The organism is Xenorhabdus sp. KK7.4, assembly GCF_963876465.1.
GTDB classification, from domain to species: Bacteria; Pseudomonadota; Gammaproteobacteria; order Enterobacterales; family Enterobacteriaceae; genus Xenorhabdus; species Xenorhabdus stockiae.
Window position 1 is genome coordinate 158,436 of the sequence record NZ_CAWNQF010000133.1, and the last position, 18,926, is coordinate 177,361.

Sequence of the window (18,926 nt, forward strand, 5' to 3'; positions counted from 1 at the left end):
ACTAAAACCTGATTGCTATATTATGGATCGAGGTTAGATTGATTTTTATACTAAGGAGGCTGCTATGAATACCTTTTCGAATCCCACCAGTGTTCCTGATAATTACCGTGAAAAAATTCGTCAGATGAAACCAATTCTGCGCGAGCAAATCGGGGATGTGGAAACGCTCTTTTTGCAGGTATGTGACAAGATAGAAAAAGAGTTAACCGAAGCTAAAAAAGATGAAAAAAATCTCGGCAGTGCCTGGCCTGAGCTACACTGGCATGATTTGGCTGAAGGTAAAGTATCAGAAGAAGCCATCCAGAAAATCAAGCGTCGTGGCGGTTTAGTCATCAGGCAAAATTTTCCACGCTCTCAGGCAATAGAATGGGATAAATCAATGCTTGATTACCTTGATATCAATGAGTTTGATCGTCTTTATCAAGGGCCAAAAGATAATTACTTCGGCACTCTTAAAACATCCCGCCCGGAAATTTATCCTATTTACTGGTCGCAGGCACAGATGCAGGCCAGACAAAGTGAAAGAATGGCGCTGACACAATCTTTTCTGAATCACCTGTGGAAATTTGAATCAACCGGAGTGAGTTGGTTTAATCCTAATGTCAGTATGATTTATCCTGACCGTATTCGTCACAAGCCTCCGGGCACGAATTCCAAAGGGCTGGGAGCTCATATCGATTCTGGCTCTTTGGAACGCTGGTTACTGCCCGCTTATCAAAATGTATTCAAAAACATTTTTACTAACCGATTTGCAGAATATGATCCCTGGGATGCCGCCTATCGCCCCGATGTGAATGAATTCGATCATAAAACAAGATGCTCTGTTTTCAGAACATTTCAGGGTTGGACGGCATTGTCTGACATATTGACCGGTCAGGGACTTTTGCATGTTGTCCCTGTTCCCGAAGCAATAGCCTATATCCTGCTGCGTCCACTGCTGAATGATGTTCCTGAAGATGAGTTGTGCGATATGGTTCCCGGTAAAGCTCTTCCTATCTCAGAGCAATGGCATCCTCATCTCATTCGGGGATTATGCAGTATTCCGGCACTACAGGCCGGTGACTCAGTCTGGTGGCATTGTGATCTGATTCACTCAGTTGCCCCTGTTGAAAATCAACAGGGCTGGGGAAATGTGATGTATATTCCCGCGGCACCGTTATGTGATAAAAATCTGGCCTATGCTCATCATGTCGCAACAGCACTTGACGAGGGTATATCTCCGGCAGATTTTGCTCCGGAGCATTATGAAAAAAACTGGAAGAACCGGTTTACTTCCGCAGAACTCAATACAATCGGTCTACAGGGGCTTGGCCTAAAAAATAAGGCATTTTGAGATAATGTAATGCGTAAAGCAGTCTTTCAGCTAATCGGCACGGAATGCCTTTGCTTTTACCAAGTTACGGTAAGCTACAGGTGTCAATTCAAAATGTTTCTCAAACACTTTACTGAAATAATGGGGATCTCTGAATCCGACTAATTGTGCAACATTCAATAAATTCAGGTTATTATCTTTCAACAACTGTTTTGCCGTCGATAAACGGTAATTAAGCATGTATTTATGCGGAGAAACGCCAATCTGCGCCATGAAATTACGTGTCAGCGTTCTCTCCGAAACCCCAACATAGTTGGCAATTTCCTTAATGGTGATTGATGAAGTTATATTTTTCTGAATATAGCTCTGGGCTATTGATACCACCTCATCAAATTGTGTATTCCCCCCCATCTGAAAGAAGGGCTCAGACTGAAAGTCAGAGACTTCGTGCATGAAATGTTTCTCAATCACTCTCGCAATTTTCAGACCAAAAAACTGAGAAATAAGGTAAACCAGCAACTCCGTTTGAGAATTAATACTTCTGACACAATAAATATTATCATTATAAGTAATGCCAGCTTTACGGTTAACCTTAACATCCGGGAAACCACAAATAAGCTTGTCATAAAATGACCAATGCGTTGTTGCTGTTTTTCCGTTCAGTAAACCCGCCTGAGCCAGCCAGAATACGCCTGTGCCGGTTGCAACAATAACTGCATTATTTTCTTTTTGCCGGCGCAGCCATGCGAAAATATCCTCTCTATTTCCCATTGCAGGAAATGGATTTCCCCACATCGGGGGTAGAAAAACCAAATCAAAATCAACAGGGTCTGAAAATGTATGGTGGGTATGTAACAGAATTTGCGGTGTCTGTTGATGCTTTTTCTGCTCACTTCCCACAACAGACATACAAAGCGGCTGCTTTTTCTGCGCAGTATGGCTTCTCAGGCTACTGGCACTATTCAGCATATCTGATGCAAACGTAATTCCGCTTTGTAATGCTCTATCATATAAGACAAACGCTATTTTCATACCCAGTCTCCGGACATCATGTACCCTTCTTACCAATTCCTTACGGAGTTTCGGGATACTGCCAACAAAGCTAAAACTTAAAAAATAACGGGGATATAATATTTAATATTTAGTTTCAATAAAGCCAAATGGCAATATTCTCAGTTTTAATGACCAATATATCAGAGTATTAATTTACACCAATTGCTAAACTGCAAAGAAAACCTTTCGGAGTTCACAATGAGTAAATTACCTGTAATTGTTGGTTTAGGTGGTATCAATGCGGCAGGACGAAGTTCTGGATTCCACGGATATAAACGTATTGTATCAGACAGCCTTAATGACACAGTAATGAAAGACACATGGAGTGATTTATGCCATCGGATGGGGATTATTAACGATACTGGATCTGTCACAGCCTCCCAGATTGAACAGGCGAAAAATGGCACTCTCATTAGAAAAATAACACTTTTTGATCCACATAATGTACCGGTTAATAAAATAATTACTACTTCTGATAAAGACTCAGTTCAGCTATTACAGCCAGCTTATACCTCACTCTCTGTATCCAGTGCCGGGCAAATACCAGAAGGGTTTGAAATGGGAGATTTATATCATGCCCATCACCACCCACGCGGCTTGCGTCTTACCGTATATGGAGCCTCAGACTTACTTAACTCAATCGGGATGTCATGGTCTGAGATATCCGCATTGGTAGACCCCGATCAAATCTCTGTTTACGCCAGCTGTGCTGTAGGTCAGGTGGATCAGTTTTCACTATCAGGATTAATCGGTAATCGGCTGAATGGGTTGCGTGCCAGCTCCAAAATGTTGCCGCTTTCCTTACCCGATATGCCAGCCGCTTTTATTAACAGTTATATTATCAATAGTATAGGAAGCACATCTGCCAATATCGGTGCCTGCGCCAGTTTTCTGTATAACCTCAAACAGGGTGTTAATGATATCAGGCAGGGTAAAGCCAAAATCTGTTTAGTGGGATGTGCCGAAGCCCCTGTTGTTCCTGAAGTTCTGGAAGGGTTCAGTGCTATGGGAGCTATGGCAGAAGACCATCAGTTATGTAAATTGGATGGAACCGACACGGTCAACAACCGTCGTGCCTGCCGCCCATTCTCAACTAATGTCGGGCTGACACTTTCTGAGGCATCACAGTTTGTACTTCTGATGAGTGATGACCTTGCTCTACAATGTGGCGCTAATATTCTCGGTTCTGTACCTGATGTTTTCGTAAATGCCGATGCAAATAAGAAATCCATCTCTTCTCCGGGAGTGGGTAACTATATTACGATGATGAAAGCAGCCTCCCTGACTAACAGCATTCTGGACGGAAAATTACAACACTCTTACGTTCAGGCACATGGTACAGGAACCCCCCAAAACAGAGTGACTGAAAGCCATATTCTCAATGAAGTCGCGAAAGTTTTTGGACTCAGCCATTGGGGTGTAACCGCTATTAAATCATATGTCGGGCACTCTTTCTCTGCCTCTGCGGGTGATCAATTAGCTAACATACTGGGGGTTTGGCGATATGGCTGGATACCCGGTATTAAGACAATCGACCATATTGCTGAAGATGTACACGCTTCCAACCTGAATATCTTAATGCAGGACAAGTTTGCTGGTGAACAAGGCAATGATATGCGTGCCACAATTATTAACTCGAAAGGTTTTGGCGGTAATAATGCCAGTGCGGTTGTTTTATCCCCACAACAGACAATGCAAATGCTGACGAAAAAACATGGCAATGCAGCTATCAACAGTTATCACAATATTAATCAGCCAGTTAAAGAGATTAGTGAACAGCAGGATCAGGCCATTTGCCGCGGTGAAGAATCTGTGATTTATAATTTCGGTAACTCAGTGCTACAACCTTCAGATATTGAACTTTCACGTCAGGAAGTGAAGCTGGCGGGTTTCAAACAGACGATAAAGCTACCGAATGCCGATGAATTCAGCGAATTTCTGTAAGCCCCCCTAATATTATGCATTCTAGATAATTAGAATTTGTTTGGAATAATCTGACCGCCATCAGAGCAAAATTAATGACGGTCAGATACAGCTAATTAAAGCTGCCTGTTTATCACTTCAATCTCCTGCCGCCATTTGTCCTGTAAAGCTGGCTTCTGATGTTTCGATTTTCTGTTTAAATCTTCCTGCAAAAGTCGTTCCAGCTCAATCAAACGTTGCAACAAAACTTCTTCATCCCATCCCGATGCTGTTGTTTTTTGTTGTTTACGATCAATACCCTGCTGTTGAGTTCTAAATGAACTATTCCCGCGTTCAAGCAAAGCATAGATCTCTTCGACATTGTGATATTCGGCTAATTCACCATTGTTAATCAGCCAAAAACGATTGCAGCTTTGCTCGATAAGACTTCGGTCATGGCTGACAATCAAGGCACCGCCTTTGTATTCTTGCAGAGTGTCAAAGAGTTCTTCTTTGCCTTCCAAATCAAGATGGTTAGTCGGCTCATCAAGCAGCAACAGGTGGTAACGCGCCAGCGTCAAGCCCACGAATAATAAGCGGGCTCGTTCACCACCACTCAGTGATGCCACCTTCTGTTGATGTCGTTTATATTCAAAACCTGCACTGATAAGTGCCCGTTTACGCTGATCATCAATGGTTGGTGCAAAACGAAGCAGTGCATCGCTCAGTGTGTCATCATCCTGAATCTGCTCCAGCGATTGATCGTAGTAACCAAGCCGACATTGTGGATGGTAATCCACATTCTGCAATGTCTTTTCCAGATACTCCTGATGCAATGCTTTTAATAACGTGGATTTTCCACTTCCGTTATTACCCAGAATAGCTACTCTGTCGCCACTTTTGATCTGCTTTGACAACACATTAAACAGAACAACATCAGTTCCTAAAGGCATGACAGCCATTTGTTCGATATTCAGTAACCGGTTAGCCGGTAATGAATCTCCCTGTAGAGTCAGCCTCCACGGTGTACCCTGTGTCAGTTTGGTTTGCTGCTCAGCAAGACGCTGCTTACACGCTTGCATTGTCTTCGCTTTACGGGAAAGATCGGGGTTGTCATAAACTTTTCCCCATACCGCCAGCCGTTCAGCACTTTGTTCCAGCCTGTCTATCTCTTTTTGCTCGCTAGCATGACGTTGCAGATCAGCCTGATCACGCTCTAGCAGAGCCTGCCTTGCCTGCGAACAAGCCATGCCAAAATGATGCAGGGTTTTATCCCGCATTATCCAAGTTGTATTCGTCACCTTATCCAACAACGTTTGGTCATGTGACACCACAACAAACGATCCTTTCCACTGAATTAGAAAAGATTCCAGCCATAAAAGGGAGGTTAAATCCAGATGGTTACTCGGCTCATCCAGTAACAGTAAGTCAGGTTGTTGGATCACCGCACGGCCAAGCAACAAACGCATATGCTGACCGCCACTGAGATTCCCGATAGGTGTCTGCCAATCCTGTTGGGAAAAACCCAGTTCAGATAACAGAAGTTCAGCCCGCCAAATTTCATCAACCTTAATTTTTTCGGCAATGGCTTCGATCAGCGTCGCATCATGCAGAGATAAAGGGAGATGCTGTTCGACATAGGCCAGTACACACTGATTCGCAACCGTCATCTGACCGCCGTAATCTTCCAGATTACCGCTAAGTAGTTTCATCAGGGTGCTTTTGCCACAGCCGTTATGGCCAATAAGCCCTATCTTGTCACCTTTATTCAGTGTAAACGTCACGTCCTCAAACAAAGAAGATGAAGAAAAAGCAATAGAAAGCGATTGTGCAAATAAATAAGTACTCATAGATAAACTCAAGAATTTTGGGTGCAAAACACCGTTGTCAGGTGCTGACAATAATTCTTCGAGCTTGAGTGAAGATAACCCGAACTATCAATTTACTGCTTTAGAGCAGTAATCAAAATTTTTCGCTCAAACTGAGATTATCGCAGCGTATGCCACAAACTCTTGAGCAAGCTTCTGTCGCCAAATAAGCGAGCGTAAAAAAAACGCTGCACAAACATCAGAAACCTCCTTTTTTATCAGGGAAAGTAATGATACCTTCTGGTTATTCGGTGAACAAAGAATATAAAGACTCTTCCAATAAAAGCAAATAAATCAGATGTAAAGTATAAAAAATGCGTTCAGGCTCGCATATATTTTCTAAACTCATTGCATTAATAATTGAGAAAACCAAGAAAGATCACTTTAGTAATAAAGGAGTCATGTTATGTCAAACTCAGACTGGTTAAGCTTGTTAGAAACTCCCTTCCTGCTAATTGATGAATCACGTTTTATCCGCAATATTGACCGGCTCTATAACCGTATTGGGCATCTTGGCAGTCACATACGCCCTCACCTGAAAACCCTGCGCTCTCCCGAAGCCGCAAAATATCTACTGAAAGACTCTTCATCCCCTGCTACCGTTTCCACGCTGGCAGAAGCAGAAGGTTTTGTTAAAGCTGGTTACACCAATATTTTGTACGCTGTAGGTATTGCACCCCATAAGCTGGCTCGTGTGACAAATCTTCTTAATAAAGGGATCAATATTCACATCCTGCTTGATACACCAGAACAAGCCTTAGCAGTAGCTGAATATGCAAAAGCCAATAGTGTGATCTTTTCCGTATTTATTGAAATTGACTGTGACGACCATCGGGGCGGGCTCCAGCCGGATAGTGATGAACTCATTAAGCTGGCAAAGATGGTTGACGGCAATGGAGCCACTCTGACAGGCCTGCTAACCCATGCAGGAGGATCCTATTCATGCCAAACAGGGGAACAACTCAGAGTTGCAGCGAAGGCAGAATGTGATGCCGTTAGGCAAGCCGCCAGACGCATCAGAGAAGCAGGTATTGCCTGTCCGATTTTGAGTGTGGGTTCTACACCAACTGCACACTATGTCGAAGATTTGACTGGTATTACTGAAGTAAGGGCTGGCGTTTTTTCTACTTTTGATTTGGTCATGAAAAACGTTGGAGTCTGTACGTTAGATGATATTGCTATGTCTGTTGTGACAACCGTTATCGGTCGTAATAAAGAAAAAGGCTGGATTCTGATTGATGCCGGATGGATGGCAATGTCCAGAGATCGAGGTACTGCTGAAGGCCCGATAGACTATGGTTATGGGCAGGTTTGCAATCTGAATGGATACCCCTACCCTGGTTTATGTGTCTCGATGACGAATCAGGAACACGGCATCATTGTATTACCTGCCGAATCAAGCATGAAAACAGAAGATTTCCCTGTAGGTACAAGGTTACGGATCCTGCCTAACCATGCCTGTGCAACCGCCTCCATGCACTTACAATATCAGATTCTGAAGCAAGGTTCGTCGGAACAGGAAACATGGCATCGTATTACTGGCTGGTGATATGAATACAAACTGAAATTGAAAAAAGCGACAACTCCAACCAATCCAAAACATTATATATTTTCTGAACTACGATAAAAAAAACCCCGTAAAAACGGGGTATTAAATACTCTTCTTTATAGAAGTGCTCAATGATATCCCTTAGAACGGTAGTTTACATAAAGCAGCAAGAAAACTATTCAACCAATTGAAAATATATAGTTTTATTATCAAAAAACCAAAATATGTTAAGTTAAACCCAATATTGTCAATTTTCTGGGCTAATACTGTGGGAGCATTAGCCGCTAAGCGTAAAGATAGAATCTTGACACTTTCAGCGACAGCACCTGAGCACCCCAAGTGTCTCCAACACTCAAAACTCAACAACCACCTACTAAAGAGAATCTCTAAGAACTTATATGGACACCAACCCAATTCAAGTAGGTAACGTATTTTTCTGACAAAAGTAGTCGCAAACATATATTTGGCTTCAAAGAGCCCTGATGAAAATCCGCACTCTCTGACCTTGTATCTTAAATGTAGTTGGCGAGGCCCGTACCAACAATGGTCGGAATTCCAGCACAATTATCGTGATTGTTGATTCACACTGAATTAAGAACACCGATACGGCTCGTGAAAAGGTAATGATGCAGGTAAAAATATTTCTATTATTAAACAGCATATTGTGGTGGATACATAGGATTTATCCCATGCAATTATAGTCACAACGACTAATGTCACGGACAGAAAAGGCGCATTTATGGCGTTTAGACGACTACAACTATACACAATGGATTTCAAGGTGCATCGCGGCGGCAAGAGAATGAATTCCCGGGAGCATAGATAACTATGTGGCCGGGGTGAGTGAGCGCAGCCAACCAAGAGGCAACTTGAAAGACGAAGTGTATATCACCGCACTCATCAAGGAAAAATATGTTGTGGTCGTACACCAATAGGAATATTACTGGAAGGAAAATCAATTTGGACTGAAAAAAATCTAACCCGAATTTAATCTGACAGGCACTGAGTCAAAGTGGGCGACTGTCAGATTAAGTCTGAACTACTACAACTTATATGAACGTGATTTAAATTACATTAAAGGGATAACTCTATCGACTGAAGCAATTGTTGATTCCCTATGTGCAATAATTACTCGAGTAATATTTAATTGCCTTATTGCTTGGTTTATATAATTTTCGCTTTCTTTATCTAACGAGCTAGTCGCTTCATCCATAAACAAGATACAGGGCTTTCGATAAAGCGCACGTGCAATAAAAATACGTTGTTTTTGCCCGCCTGATAGCCCTTCTCCTAATTCACCTATTAGTGTTTCATACCCCATAGGTAACGCAGTGATAGTCTCGTGGATATAACTGGCTTCAGTACATTTTGTCATCCATTCCTCATCAACATCTTCAGCAAAACCGCAGATATTTTCTCGTATTGAGCCCGAAAATAGCCTATCATCTTGCATCACACACCCAATCATTTTACGATAATTGTTGACCCCCAGTTGCTGAATATCAATTCCATCAATGAGTATCTTTCCAAAATCCGGTTTGAATAATCCACATAATACTTTCATTAAAGTAGTTTTACCGGCTCCTGAGGAACCAATAATCGCTACACTTTCTCCTGGTAATATATTGATATTTATATTACTAAAAATTGCCTTAGATTGACTGTCATAACGAAAACTAATTTCTTGTGTTTCTAATGCAATAGGAGACATTCGTGCTTGATAATAGTTATCTGGCTTCTGGGGCTCCTGCTCATTGAGTGCAATATCTGCAACACGTTCGTTATGTAAACTCATCATGCGTAACTGTAGCAAAAAGTTGGTCAGGGAAACAACTCGGGCGGTAAATTGGCCTCGGAATGAACCGAATGCCACGAACATTCCAATAGTCATCTGATTATCGATAACCAAACTTACTCCTAACCACAAAATTATGATTTGATCAGAAACTGCAATAAACGTATCAATACCACCAAAAAATAAATCCATCTTGATAACTTTTATATCCGTATTAATGGCATCAATCTTCAAATTAATCCAATCAGTGCTACGACGCTTGCTCATGGCTTGCATCTTAACAGTTGCTATACCATATAGCGTTTCCATGAAATAAGAGCTGACACGAGCATCTCTAACCAATGACTCTTCAGAGAGTTGACGATAGTAATTGTAAGTAAATAAACGAATCAAAATGTAAGCAGCAGTAAATCCCAATACAACCCACGTTAAATAGCCACCATATAATAACAACATGGCAAATAATCCTATCACCATGATGCTGTCCATAATGGCACCAACAATACTGGTTGTAAACGTTTCACGTAGTGTATCTAGAGATGTGAAACGGGATTGAATCTCTCCGAACTTTCGTTTTTCAAAGTAACTCAGCGGTAACCCCAACAGATGTTGAAATAGACCTGATTGCCATTGTACATTGATAAGCATAGCCATAACTAATGATGACCAAGCTCGTATCATACCTACAGCGGTGTTTAGTAGAATAAGCAGTGTGAGTCCCATGCATATTAGAGTTAATAGACCCTGATCACTCGCTGGAATGACGTGATCCATCGCTAACTGTGTCCCTATAGGTAGCACAAGATTGATGGTTTCAATCACAATTGATAGGAAAAAAATTTTTGCCAGTGTCCCCTTGAGACCATGTATATTGGAAAGCAAGGTTTTTAATTGAATCTGACTTTGAGTTTTTTCTGCAGTAAACTCACTTCCAGGCCAGACTTCAAGAGCGACACCAGTAAACGATTGCGATATTTCAGCTAGACTGATAATCCTGCGACCTTGTGCAGGATCATGAATCACAAAAAGATCGTTTTTCGCACTGACTAACACAACAAAATGATTAAAATCCCAATGAAGAATACAAGGCATTCTTAGGGCGTTAACTTCATCCAAGTCTAATGACAGGGCTCTGCTTTCCATATTTAGCTGAGCAGTCATCTCTTTTAATCCAGCCAGTGAAGTACCACGTGCTGATAAATTAAATCGTTGTCTTAGCGTTATCAGGTCAATATTTTTACCATAATACCCAGCTATCATCGCAAGACATGTCATCCCACATTCGGATGTTTCTGTTTGATGAATCACCGGTATACGGTGATATAATCCGATATCTAACTTACCCAAGAGAGATTTTAATGTAATCTTACTCATTAACCGGTCCTTGCATGCTGTTTTTCATGTCATAAAATGGCGATAGCATCCATTGATAAATTTTTCTTTTTTCGAGAAATAAGGTGATTTCTGCTTTCATGCCATTTTCCAGAGTCATTAATTTTCCTTTATAATTTACTCTTTGGTGGCTGGGTTTAACGATGACTTTGTAATAAGGAACGGAAATACCTTGAGTGTTTTTGGGTGCACCCTGATAAGTAAGCATTTCCTGATAAGAAGCAGGGGTTTTAGAGATTAATTCAACAGTCGCAGCAAATTGCCCAAACTTTTCAGCAGGAAAAGCCTCATAACGAACATTAACTCTATCGCCAATTGAAATATAGGGAATGGCTTCATTAGGCACCCAAACGACCAGATAATAATGCGTTATTTTTTCAGGAATAACCTGTAGCAAGCTATCACCAACATTCACCATTTGACCAATTGTCAGGCTCAATGAGTCTATTTTTCCATCTGACAAAGCACGAATAATAATCTCACCACTCGCATCCGTATTTAATCGCTCTTTTTGTAATTCGTATTTTTGAAGTTCCATCTGATATATACGGTTATCAAACTCCGCGGCTTGTGTTTTAATTTGACTTTCCAAGCTGGTTATTTGTAATAAATTTTGTCTATTCTGGCCACTTAGATTTAATAAGTTATTTTGCTGCTGGTAATAGTTTGAAACCTGATTAGTTAACTGATCTTTATTAATTAAGCCTCTAGCCTGATAATTTTTATAATTCTCCATGTTTTTTTTTGCTATTTTTATGCCTTCTTCTGCTCGTTCAATTATTTCAGAGGAATGTTTAAGTGCTTCAGTATATTGTTTCTTTTGTTTTTCCAGTGTTTCCAGCGTGGAATTTTTATTTTCTTTAAGTCGAGAAATCATTTTATCAATCTTTAATAATTGATTTACAATATCTTTCCTTTGATTATCACTGACAACACCACTGAGTGTACTTTTACTAACATCAATTTGATAAATTGCTTGTCCTTTTTTTACTATTTGTCCTTCGCTAACAAATTGTTTTACCACAAATCCCTGAACGCTAGAATAAACACTCACAGCACGAGGGTGAGTGGTAATTTCGCCGGAAACACTCACTCTTCTTGTATATGTTCCATATAGAATAAATATAAAAAAAGAAACAAGAAAAAAAAGACTGGATATGCTGATTAACCAAGGGGGTATTCCTGGTAGGAGAATAGCTTTTCCACGCCACCTTTTTTTCCGATTATCAATCGCCTGCTGACGAAACAATGAAACCTCCAAATTGCAACTATAATTCTTAATTACTACTATTATGAATTTATTCGCTATTTTAACTTATAATATTATCTATTTTTCTATTCTTACCTCATGGTTTATTGCTAATCTGTGCAAGCAGTTATTTTCAATGATAAATAAGTCTTTCAGAAAGTCGTGATAATTAATCATAAATCATTCATATAATTAATCTCTATTTTAATCGGAAAATTGGATATATTAATCCTTCTGGTTTATTGTGAGACATGGAGGTTATTTTAAATAATCTTTAACTATAAGAAATAAATATAAAATCACTTTAGCCTTACTTTAATTCACCCATTGAATAATGGATAAATCATCTCTACCTAAAATCAAATAAATATTTGATTTTTTATATTATACTAGCCCAGGTAATACCAGGGCTAGTATAAAATACTTATTATTTATATCATCAATAGAAGAAATAATTTTTTAAAATAAAATTATTTCTTTGGAGAAGCTGGGGGAGTTGGTAATGGTTTTCCCATCCAATTTGGTCCCATTGGAAGACTTGGAAAACTGGTATTTGGAAGGTTTTTTATTGCCGTTTCAATTACAGGTTTCGTTGCTCCACCAAGTGCCCCCCAACCAGCTCCCGCAACACCGCCTCTTAATGATCCTGCCGCTGCTCCGGCCGCTGCTCCCGTAGCCATATCTTTTAGCAATTTTTTACTAGCAGCTTCTCCGTCTGGATCACAAAATTGACAACCACAAAGTTCGGCAGCACCAGCACCAGAAACAACAGACAACTCAACTTGTGATAGTTCTTTCATTTTTTTACTTTCCTGTATATATAGAGAATTATTGCGTTTATTGCTATCGATAGTATTGATGATGCTATATAAAAAAAGATAAAGTCGTCAAACATATTATAATCGTTTAGTATAAAAATACTAACTAAGGGGTATAATAAGCAAGTTAAAATAGAGAAAAATAATAGATTATTAATTTGTTTCCTGAATCCATCTTTTTTTACATGACCATGTATGTATATAATAAATCCTAGAGCTGATATGTAAATTGGGGAGGATGCAAAACAATAAAATGACATAAAATCTCCTTTTATAATCCAATTAATATTATTAACAAAGCATTCATTCACCATATTTATTAATATGGAAAACTTCCTATCTTTGATATTAATAGCACAAGTGTTAATTTTTTGATATTATTTTCAGATGCAAGTTATAATTAGGGCGTGTTTACCTTTACTCAAAGGGAATTGAGCGGCATAATAATTTGACATCTACCCAACAAAACACCCAAATGATAAAATCTTGTTGTGACATAGCCTTTTGTTCCTTTATTTCTCTATTTTTGACGACTTAAAGTTATAAAGGAGCGGCTATGTCATTTCAACTCATCATAAAAGTCGAGCATCCCGTTAAATTATATAAATACTGATCAGTTCGCAATAACTTTGTTCACCAAACATTTAGATCCGCCCAGAAGGTGGAATATCTTTATCAAAGAGTCTGAGTATTTGAGCCGTCTCGGTATTGGAAGGAAATTCAGCACCCTCTGGTGGCTTTCTGTCCACACAGGTCATCTGTATACCCTTCTGGCGGATGTGGAAGGCGATTTGCTGCCAGCGGCGCAGCCATAGCTCTTCTTTGCGTTTATAAGCCTCCAACTCGATCTTAAGGCGTTCGACCTCAACCTGAAGTTCTTCGGCCTCTTTGGTTACCTGCTCTTTGGTTTTCACCAAACCGCCCGACAGTGTTCGCTTGGCGTTATCGTAGGCGGCTTTGATTTCAGATTTGTCCTGAAGTGACTGACGGCTAAAGCCAAAGTGCTCTTCCAGTACAGCCCAGGTGAGCTTTGAGCCAAGCTCGCCAAGCGCCCAACGATCCAAGTCGGCAACGATTATATTGATGTCACTGTCGGACATGCGTCTAAAGCGCTTAACCACGCTCTACCTCGCTTAAATATTGCTCGGGGTCGAAATGTTCTACCCCGTTATCAGCCAATTGTTTGGCCAGCGTTTTGAGTTTTTTGTCGTTATGAGCCAACCAATCGGCGCTCTTTTTCGGTTTGCTGCTACTCAGCTGCTTTTCAGCATTTTTTCGAGCAAGTGCTGTTAAGGCATATTGGCGCTTCTGCTCATCCAACCGCCCTTTGTCATCTTTTGCCCACACATAGTCTTTGCAATCTGCCGAACATTGCAGATGTCTCTCACAGGGCGTTTGAGAGAAGTTGTGAATACAGATGCCCGTACCCACATCGTGTACTGCCTGTATCCGAGCCTTGAGAATGGCATCCTGCACATCCACTGACACTGCCTTGATCTGCTCAGCCAGTTGACCACCAACCAAGCCTTTTTTGATGTCCTCGCGGAGCATTAGGGCTCGCTTTTCGCGAGAGGTATGTTGATAGGCTTTAGTATCTCTGGGGTTGGTTCTGCCAAACCATTCGGTTTGCAGCAGATCACTCAATCCACCTTCATCAAGCAACGTATTGAGTGTGTGGCGGAAATGGTGACTGGTGAAATCTACCTCAATGCTGCATGAGGTGTATTCGGTAGCCAGAGCGGAGAAATAGCGTAGAAAAGTAGTAAACATCGACTGACTGCAACTTGTCACCAACCAATGAGCGTAGCTTCCACTGGAAAGCCCTAGCGGCCTGATGAAAAGCAGATCTTTCAGGTAGTATTTTTTATCAAATTGGTCGGTATGGAACGGTCGGAGAGTCTTTTCAGAAAAATTTCGAAAGCAATACGCCCTGACACCCTCTTTGTTTGTATAACAAATAGGATTGCTAGGTTTTTTTCCTTGCTTAGTGACACGATCATAGTCTTGCCAAACAAGCCCAGCTTTTCTAAGCCACCCGGTGGAACCAATCACCGTATGGCTTACACCCATATCCAGCAAGTCGTCGATGTAGAGTTGTTTTCTCTCTGACACTTCGTCAAGAAATCGCAGATCTGGTCCTTGTGAGCTATGCATTTCTTCAGCCGTCGACCTCGCTTCTGCAGTTAATTCTATAAGTTCATCCAGAACATTGCCAACTATTGGCACAACCTCCGAGGGCAAATAGAGGTTTCTTTTTGGTGTAAATAAGTCACCCTGACTGACCTTTCGCGGGAAATATTCAATAAATGCATTTTGCTCATCATCGAACGAAATCTTCTGAAATGGAAATAATGAAATTTCGCTAAATCGACGACCTGTGCACACGAGCAAGACTAGCATCAGAATATAAAAGCGGTATTTATGGTCCTTAGGAACTTTTAGGTAGAGTTCACCGATGACTCTAAAAACAGCTGGTTCAACGAATTTTTTTGACTTGGTTTCCAGTACTTCTGGATCATCTAGTCTTTTATGGTTGATCCCGCCAGTACTAGCTGGACGCTTCATTCTGGAAAATTTGTATTGTAGCAACACCCAACACAAACCATTTGCATCGCAGTGCGCAGCAAATTCTGCCACATGCTTATGAAGGTTATAGGCTGTACTCTCGCTGTAATGCTTTAATATTAACGAACATGCATTATCCAGTGCTTCTGGGGTTAGACTTACCAGCTCTAGCCCCAACTTTGAAGCTGAATAAATAACGTAACCTGTTGCCGTAATAAAGTTTCGTTGGTTTGGCGTTGCCTGGTTTTTTCTGTGAAACCTAAGAACGAATAATGCTTTTGCTGTACTATCCCAGTCGCCTATAAAAGCATCAGAACCAAGCTTAGCAGGAAGCGAAAAGTGAAATGCGGCCGATTTTGAATTTTTACCCGTAAGCTTCACTAATCGTCCGCCAGTGATTTGCCATACAGGATCATCCCAATTGATAGACTCGAACCCTTCCAACTTCATTAGTTTCGCTTTACTGATCAAAGCATGAAGATTTTCTTTCCTGTCTCGCTCCAACCTATTAGTAAAACGGATAACCTTGGCTTTACGGTTAGAGCGCCCGTCAGCAACCATGCCCACTCCTTTCACAAAGCTGAGCCACCTGTGCAACTGCCGCGATTACCTCATCAAGCTGTATGCCCAGGCGTGCATTCTCGTATTTCTTTAAGCGTTCCTCACGTCCAACTAGCAGGCATTCCAGAACATGCTCATGATCAGCATGACTATAGGGCTGGAACTTTGGACACAAATAACACGAGTAGGGTGGATCTAGGTGACACACACTGGATTCTCCACACACTCCGATATTCGACTGAACAACTGGATTTTGCTCGTCAACAAACACGAGATGCTTATCATCTCGCTGACCATTGACAGCCTCATCATTACCATCAATCAGCTTACCCTTGAAGAAGTTAAGATATTTAGAAAAACCCTTTGCCGTTGCTTTATCTAGATGCTCAACAACTTTACCCGCCACATCAAAATATACCCCCACATGCTGGGTATCGGTGTGATCCAGTATTCTGGCCAGTTCACGCCTACTGATTCCTTCAGCCGCTAAGCCTGTAGCCAAAGTGTACCGTAACCGCCTTGGTGTAACATGCATCAACTCACCAGTGAGGGGTGAAATTATGGTGTGCCGCTTAACAAAAGCCGCAATCAAACGTGATACGTCACCACTCGTCATGTTGAAAATATTTTCTGTATCTTGTGAAAGCATCGCAACGCTATTCCCACTTTTCCTAATTAGAAGTGGGCGATTCTCAGGTCCGGAGTAATTACGCCCCTCAAAGCTTAGTGACACTGAACTATTTTCCTCCACAAGATTCTCTAGGATTCTTCCAAAATGAGGATCTAAATATTCATCCAAAAGATCATTACGAGGACTAACAAATCTCTTCTTTATGCGTGGCATCCGAATGAGATAACAAGGATCTTCATTCGCCGGATCAAGCTTAACGAGATCACCTTCCCTAAGGTACGTAAGATTTGCGGGGTTTCGACCAAAGGCAAGAGACAAAGCCATGACGGCCTTTTGCTGTAGATGCTCAAACTCTGGACTTTTATCTTCTTTTAGAGCCTCAACCAAAAGAGGAAGTTCTAAAGATTTATGTAATGGCCCCACATCGGGATCTGACATTCTCACCGCCTCCCCCCTTGGACCTCCAGGGATTACCATTGCCTCAAGTTCAGCGGCATACGTATCTGAAAATGTACTATCTGAAAGATTCTCAGCACACCAGATGTACCACCTGATTGGTTCGTACATCATCCAAAGCTTTTGCCGAGAACGTTGCGAATTAATAGAATTTTCGAATAAACCGACAAGGTGTTCATTTACAATTGAATGATGAATGTTTTTTCCCCAATACCTGAGAACTTGCCTCCATACATCCTGAAAAACTTTGTGGCCAGCGGATGTTGAAATACGCCTGAGCTGATCAGATACATAATGTTTCAAGGCATTTCGCAGTTGTAAGTTGGAAATTTTGCTAAAATCGAGCGTTGAGTAGTCTTGAATCACTATGGGAAGTACCCATTTGTCGCCAGATATATCAATCTCTTTTCCTTCTCGGGTAATAAGCCTTTCTATCTCGGACCACGGCTGCTCGATAGCATGTTCATAAGATGCTTGTATGTTCACTGCGATTTCCTCACTGAAATAATTTCAGCCTGATACCGTTTCAGTGACTTGATCGCCTGCTCTTCCACCTCTTGGGTTATATAAGTATCTTGCGATTTCAAGCTGCTATCACCCCGCAGCAAGGCCAGCGCTTCTCTTCTACGCTGCTCATCCATTCCAGAGGCTCGTAGTACACGTTCAATTCGAGACGAGAATGTATGCCTAAGAGATTTAGCCGTTAAATTTTCGGGGAGATGTTTAGAATATTGCGTTCGCAACAACTGGAAGAATTGCGTAACTGAGGACTGTGATAAGGGAATCCCTTCATCACTCAATATCAAATAATCCGACTCTAGGTTACTGTTGGCCTCAAGCACTTCACGCCAGGTAACAATGTATTCATTTAACGTAAAAGCAAGTTGCCTATTATCAATCGAGATAACTCTACCATTGCGTTTTATCTGAGGTCTTGGCCGCCGGGTATCGAAAGGGTCCGCCGGTCTACGCTCAACTTTTATTGCTGAAATCGCACCAACTTGGATGTCTTCCACCCTTAGGCTAAGCAACTCTCCCGGCCTTAAACCGCAAAATAGCATCAGTCCAACAGAAACATAATTTCTGAATCTTACCGCGGAATCTCTTCCAAACCCCTGGTCAGCATTGGGATGTAAAATCTCAAGCAAGAAAGCAACTTCCGCCTCACTTAAGCCCTTACTAAGACTTGTCCTCATTGGTGTGGCAGACATAAAGCTGCCATCCAGGGTTTTTAGAAGAAATGATTTTCTCTCCCTCAAAAGCTCATAATTTAAGGAAGACATGGGCAACTGACTTGTCAGTACATCCATGCACCAACTGATGAACTGCCGGATAGTTGTTAATCGTTGATTGAAGGTATTAGGTAATACTGCACTTGTCCGACCATTTGCTTGATCAATTCTTAAGGCCTCAACCAAACTACCCTTTAGCTCTGCTTCATTAAATGATTTTTGAGCCAACAATTTAGTAGAAAGCTCACACTGCGATTTATCCAGCCAGCGATAAAGAACCGCCAATTCTCTTAAGTTTCTGACCAGTGTGTTGGTACTGAGTGATCTTCTGGCAAGAGTGAATTCATTTGGCAATACCACAGGCATATCTGTGGTATCTAAATAGCTTTTCAAAATGGTAGGCGAATCAAAGAAACTCAGTCCTATTTTTGCGAACTTTTTAACCGCAAAACCAAAAAAACACAAAAAGGAAGGACTGAGTTATGGCCATCGTACCACCAATTCCGCGCAATGAGCGGCGTCAAATGAGAAAAATTGTCCAAA

Annotated in this window: 12 protein-coding genes; 3 read left to right on the forward strand and 9 right to left on the reverse strand. The window is 41.2% G+C overall.

Annotation, left to right across the window (positions count from 1 at the left end):
• The first annotated feature begins 64 nt into the window (after window positions 1-64).
• Complete coding sequence (locus AACS90_RS21600; protein ID WP_099121469.1) at window positions 65-1,333, forward strand: YbiU family protein; 1,269 nt, start codon at window positions 65-67, stop codon at window positions 1,331-1,333.
• Between the two features lie 30 nt (window positions 1,334-1,363).
• Here AACS90_RS21600 and AACS90_RS21605 read toward each other — a convergent pair whose 3' ends face one another.
• On the reverse strand, window positions 1,364-2,344 hold the full coding sequence (locus AACS90_RS21605) for a GlxA family transcriptional regulator (protein ID WP_099121470.1): 981 nt from the start codon (window positions 2,342-2,344) through the stop codon (window positions 1,364-1,366).
• Between the two features lie 219 nt (window positions 2,345-2,563).
• Here AACS90_RS21605 and AACS90_RS21610 point away from each other — a divergent pair, with 219 nt between their 5' ends.
• The gene (locus AACS90_RS21610) at window positions 2,564-4,309 is read left to right on the forward strand and encodes a beta-ketoacyl synthase (protein WP_099121471.1); all 1,746 of its coding nucleotides are present in this window, start codon (window positions 2,564-2,566) and stop codon (window positions 4,307-4,309) included.
• A 95-nt stretch (window positions 4,310-4,404) separates the two neighbouring features.
• Here AACS90_RS21610 and AACS90_RS21615 read toward each other — a convergent pair whose 3' ends face one another.
• Window positions 4,405-6,117 (reverse strand): ABC-F family ATP-binding cassette domain-containing protein, encoded by a 1,713-nt coding sequence (locus AACS90_RS21615; protein ID WP_099121472.1) that lies wholly within the window; start codon window positions 6,115-6,117, stop codon window positions 4,405-4,407.
• A 424-nt stretch (window positions 6,118-6,541) separates the two neighbouring features.
• Between AACS90_RS21615 and AACS90_RS21620 the strand changes: the two genes are divergently transcribed.
• Window positions 6,542-7,684: a DSD1 family PLP-dependent enzyme gene (locus tag AACS90_RS21620; protein ID WP_099121473.1), complete on the forward strand. Its 1,143-nt coding sequence runs from the start codon at window positions 6,542-6,544 to the stop codon at window positions 7,682-7,684.
• Window positions 7,685-8,753: 1,069 nt separating this feature from the next.
• Here the strand turns inward: AACS90_RS21620 and AACS90_RS21630 are convergent.
• From AACS90_RS21630 to AACS90_RS21660, 7 genes are all read right to left on the reverse strand, one after another.
• Window positions 8,754-10,853, reverse strand: coding sequence for a peptidase domain-containing ABC transporter (locus tag AACS90_RS21630; RefSeq protein WP_099121475.1), 2,100 nt, complete (start codon window positions 10,851-10,853; stop codon window positions 8,754-8,756).
• Window positions 10,846-12,120 carry an HlyD family secretion protein gene (locus AACS90_RS21635; RefSeq protein ID WP_099121476.1) on the reverse strand — a complete coding sequence of 425 codons (1,275 nt, stop codon included), beginning with the start codon at window positions 12,118-12,120 and terminating at the stop codon, window positions 10,846-10,848. The genes AACS90_RS21630 and AACS90_RS21635 overlap by 8 nt, the downstream gene beginning before the upstream one ends.
• A 470-nt stretch (window positions 12,121-12,590) precedes the next feature.
• Window positions 12,591-12,920 carry an E492 group microcin gene (locus AACS90_RS21640; protein WP_193757168.1) on the reverse strand — a complete coding sequence of 110 codons (330 nt, stop codon included), beginning with the start codon at window positions 12,918-12,920 and terminating at the stop codon, window positions 12,591-12,593.
• A gap of 662 nt (window positions 12,921-13,582) precedes the next feature.
• Complete coding sequence (locus AACS90_RS21645) at window positions 13,583-14,059, reverse strand: protein kinase (protein WP_099121478.1); 477 nt, start codon at window positions 14,057-14,059, stop codon at window positions 13,583-13,585.
• Window positions 14,052-16,064, reverse strand: coding sequence for an integrase (locus tag AACS90_RS21650; protein WP_099121479.1), 2,013 nt, complete (start codon window positions 16,062-16,064; stop codon window positions 14,052-14,054). The genes AACS90_RS21645 and AACS90_RS21650 overlap by 8 nt, the downstream gene beginning before the upstream one ends.
• Window positions 16,054-17,637: a tyrosine-type recombinase/integrase gene (locus tag AACS90_RS21655; RefSeq protein ID WP_099121480.1), complete on the reverse strand. Its 1,584-nt coding sequence runs from the start codon at window positions 17,635-17,637 to the stop codon at window positions 16,054-16,056. The genes AACS90_RS21650 and AACS90_RS21655 overlap by 11 nt, the downstream gene beginning before the upstream one ends.
• Window positions 17,634-18,776 (reverse strand): tyrosine-type recombinase/integrase, encoded by a 1,143-nt coding sequence (locus tag AACS90_RS21660; RefSeq protein WP_206601837.1) that lies wholly within the window; start codon window positions 18,774-18,776, stop codon window positions 17,634-17,636. Before AACS90_RS21660 ends, AACS90_RS21655 begins: the two co-directional genes overlap by 4 nt.
• Window positions 18,777-18,926: the final 150 nt, after the last annotated feature.

What these genes read in the sequence shown, in the direction of transcription:
- AACS90_RS21600 (WP_099121469.1), top strand. Translation starts at nt 65, where the DNA reads ATGAATACCTTTTCGAATCCCACCAGTGTTCCTGATAATTACCGTGAA.
- AACS90_RS21605 (WP_099121470.1), bottom strand. Translation starts at nt 2,344, where the DNA reads ATGAAAATAGCGTTTGTCTTATATGATAGAGCATTACAAAGCGGAATT.
- AACS90_RS21610 (WP_099121471.1), top strand. Translation starts at nt 2,564, where the DNA reads ATGAGTAAATTACCTGTAATTGTTGGTTTAGGTGGTATCAATGCGGCA.
- AACS90_RS21615 (WP_099121472.1), bottom strand. Translation starts at nt 6,117, where the DNA reads ATGAGTACTTATTTATTTGCACAATCGCTTTCTATTGCTTTTTCTTCA.
- AACS90_RS21620 (WP_099121473.1), top strand. Translation starts at nt 6,542, where the DNA reads ATGTCAAACTCAGACTGGTTAAGCTTGTTAGAAACTCCCTTCCTGCTA.
- AACS90_RS21630 (WP_099121475.1), bottom strand. Translation starts at nt 10,853, where the DNA reads ATGAGTAAGATTACATTAAAATCTCTCTTGGGTAAGTTAGATATCGGA.
- AACS90_RS21640 (WP_193757168.1), bottom strand. Translation starts at nt 12,920, where the DNA reads ATGAAAGAACTATCACAAGTTGAGTTGTCTGTTGTTTCTGGTGCTGGT.
- AACS90_RS21650 (WP_099121479.1), bottom strand. Translation starts at nt 16,064, where the DNA reads ATGGTTGCTGACGGGCGCTCTAACCGTAAAGCCAAGGTTATCCGTTTT.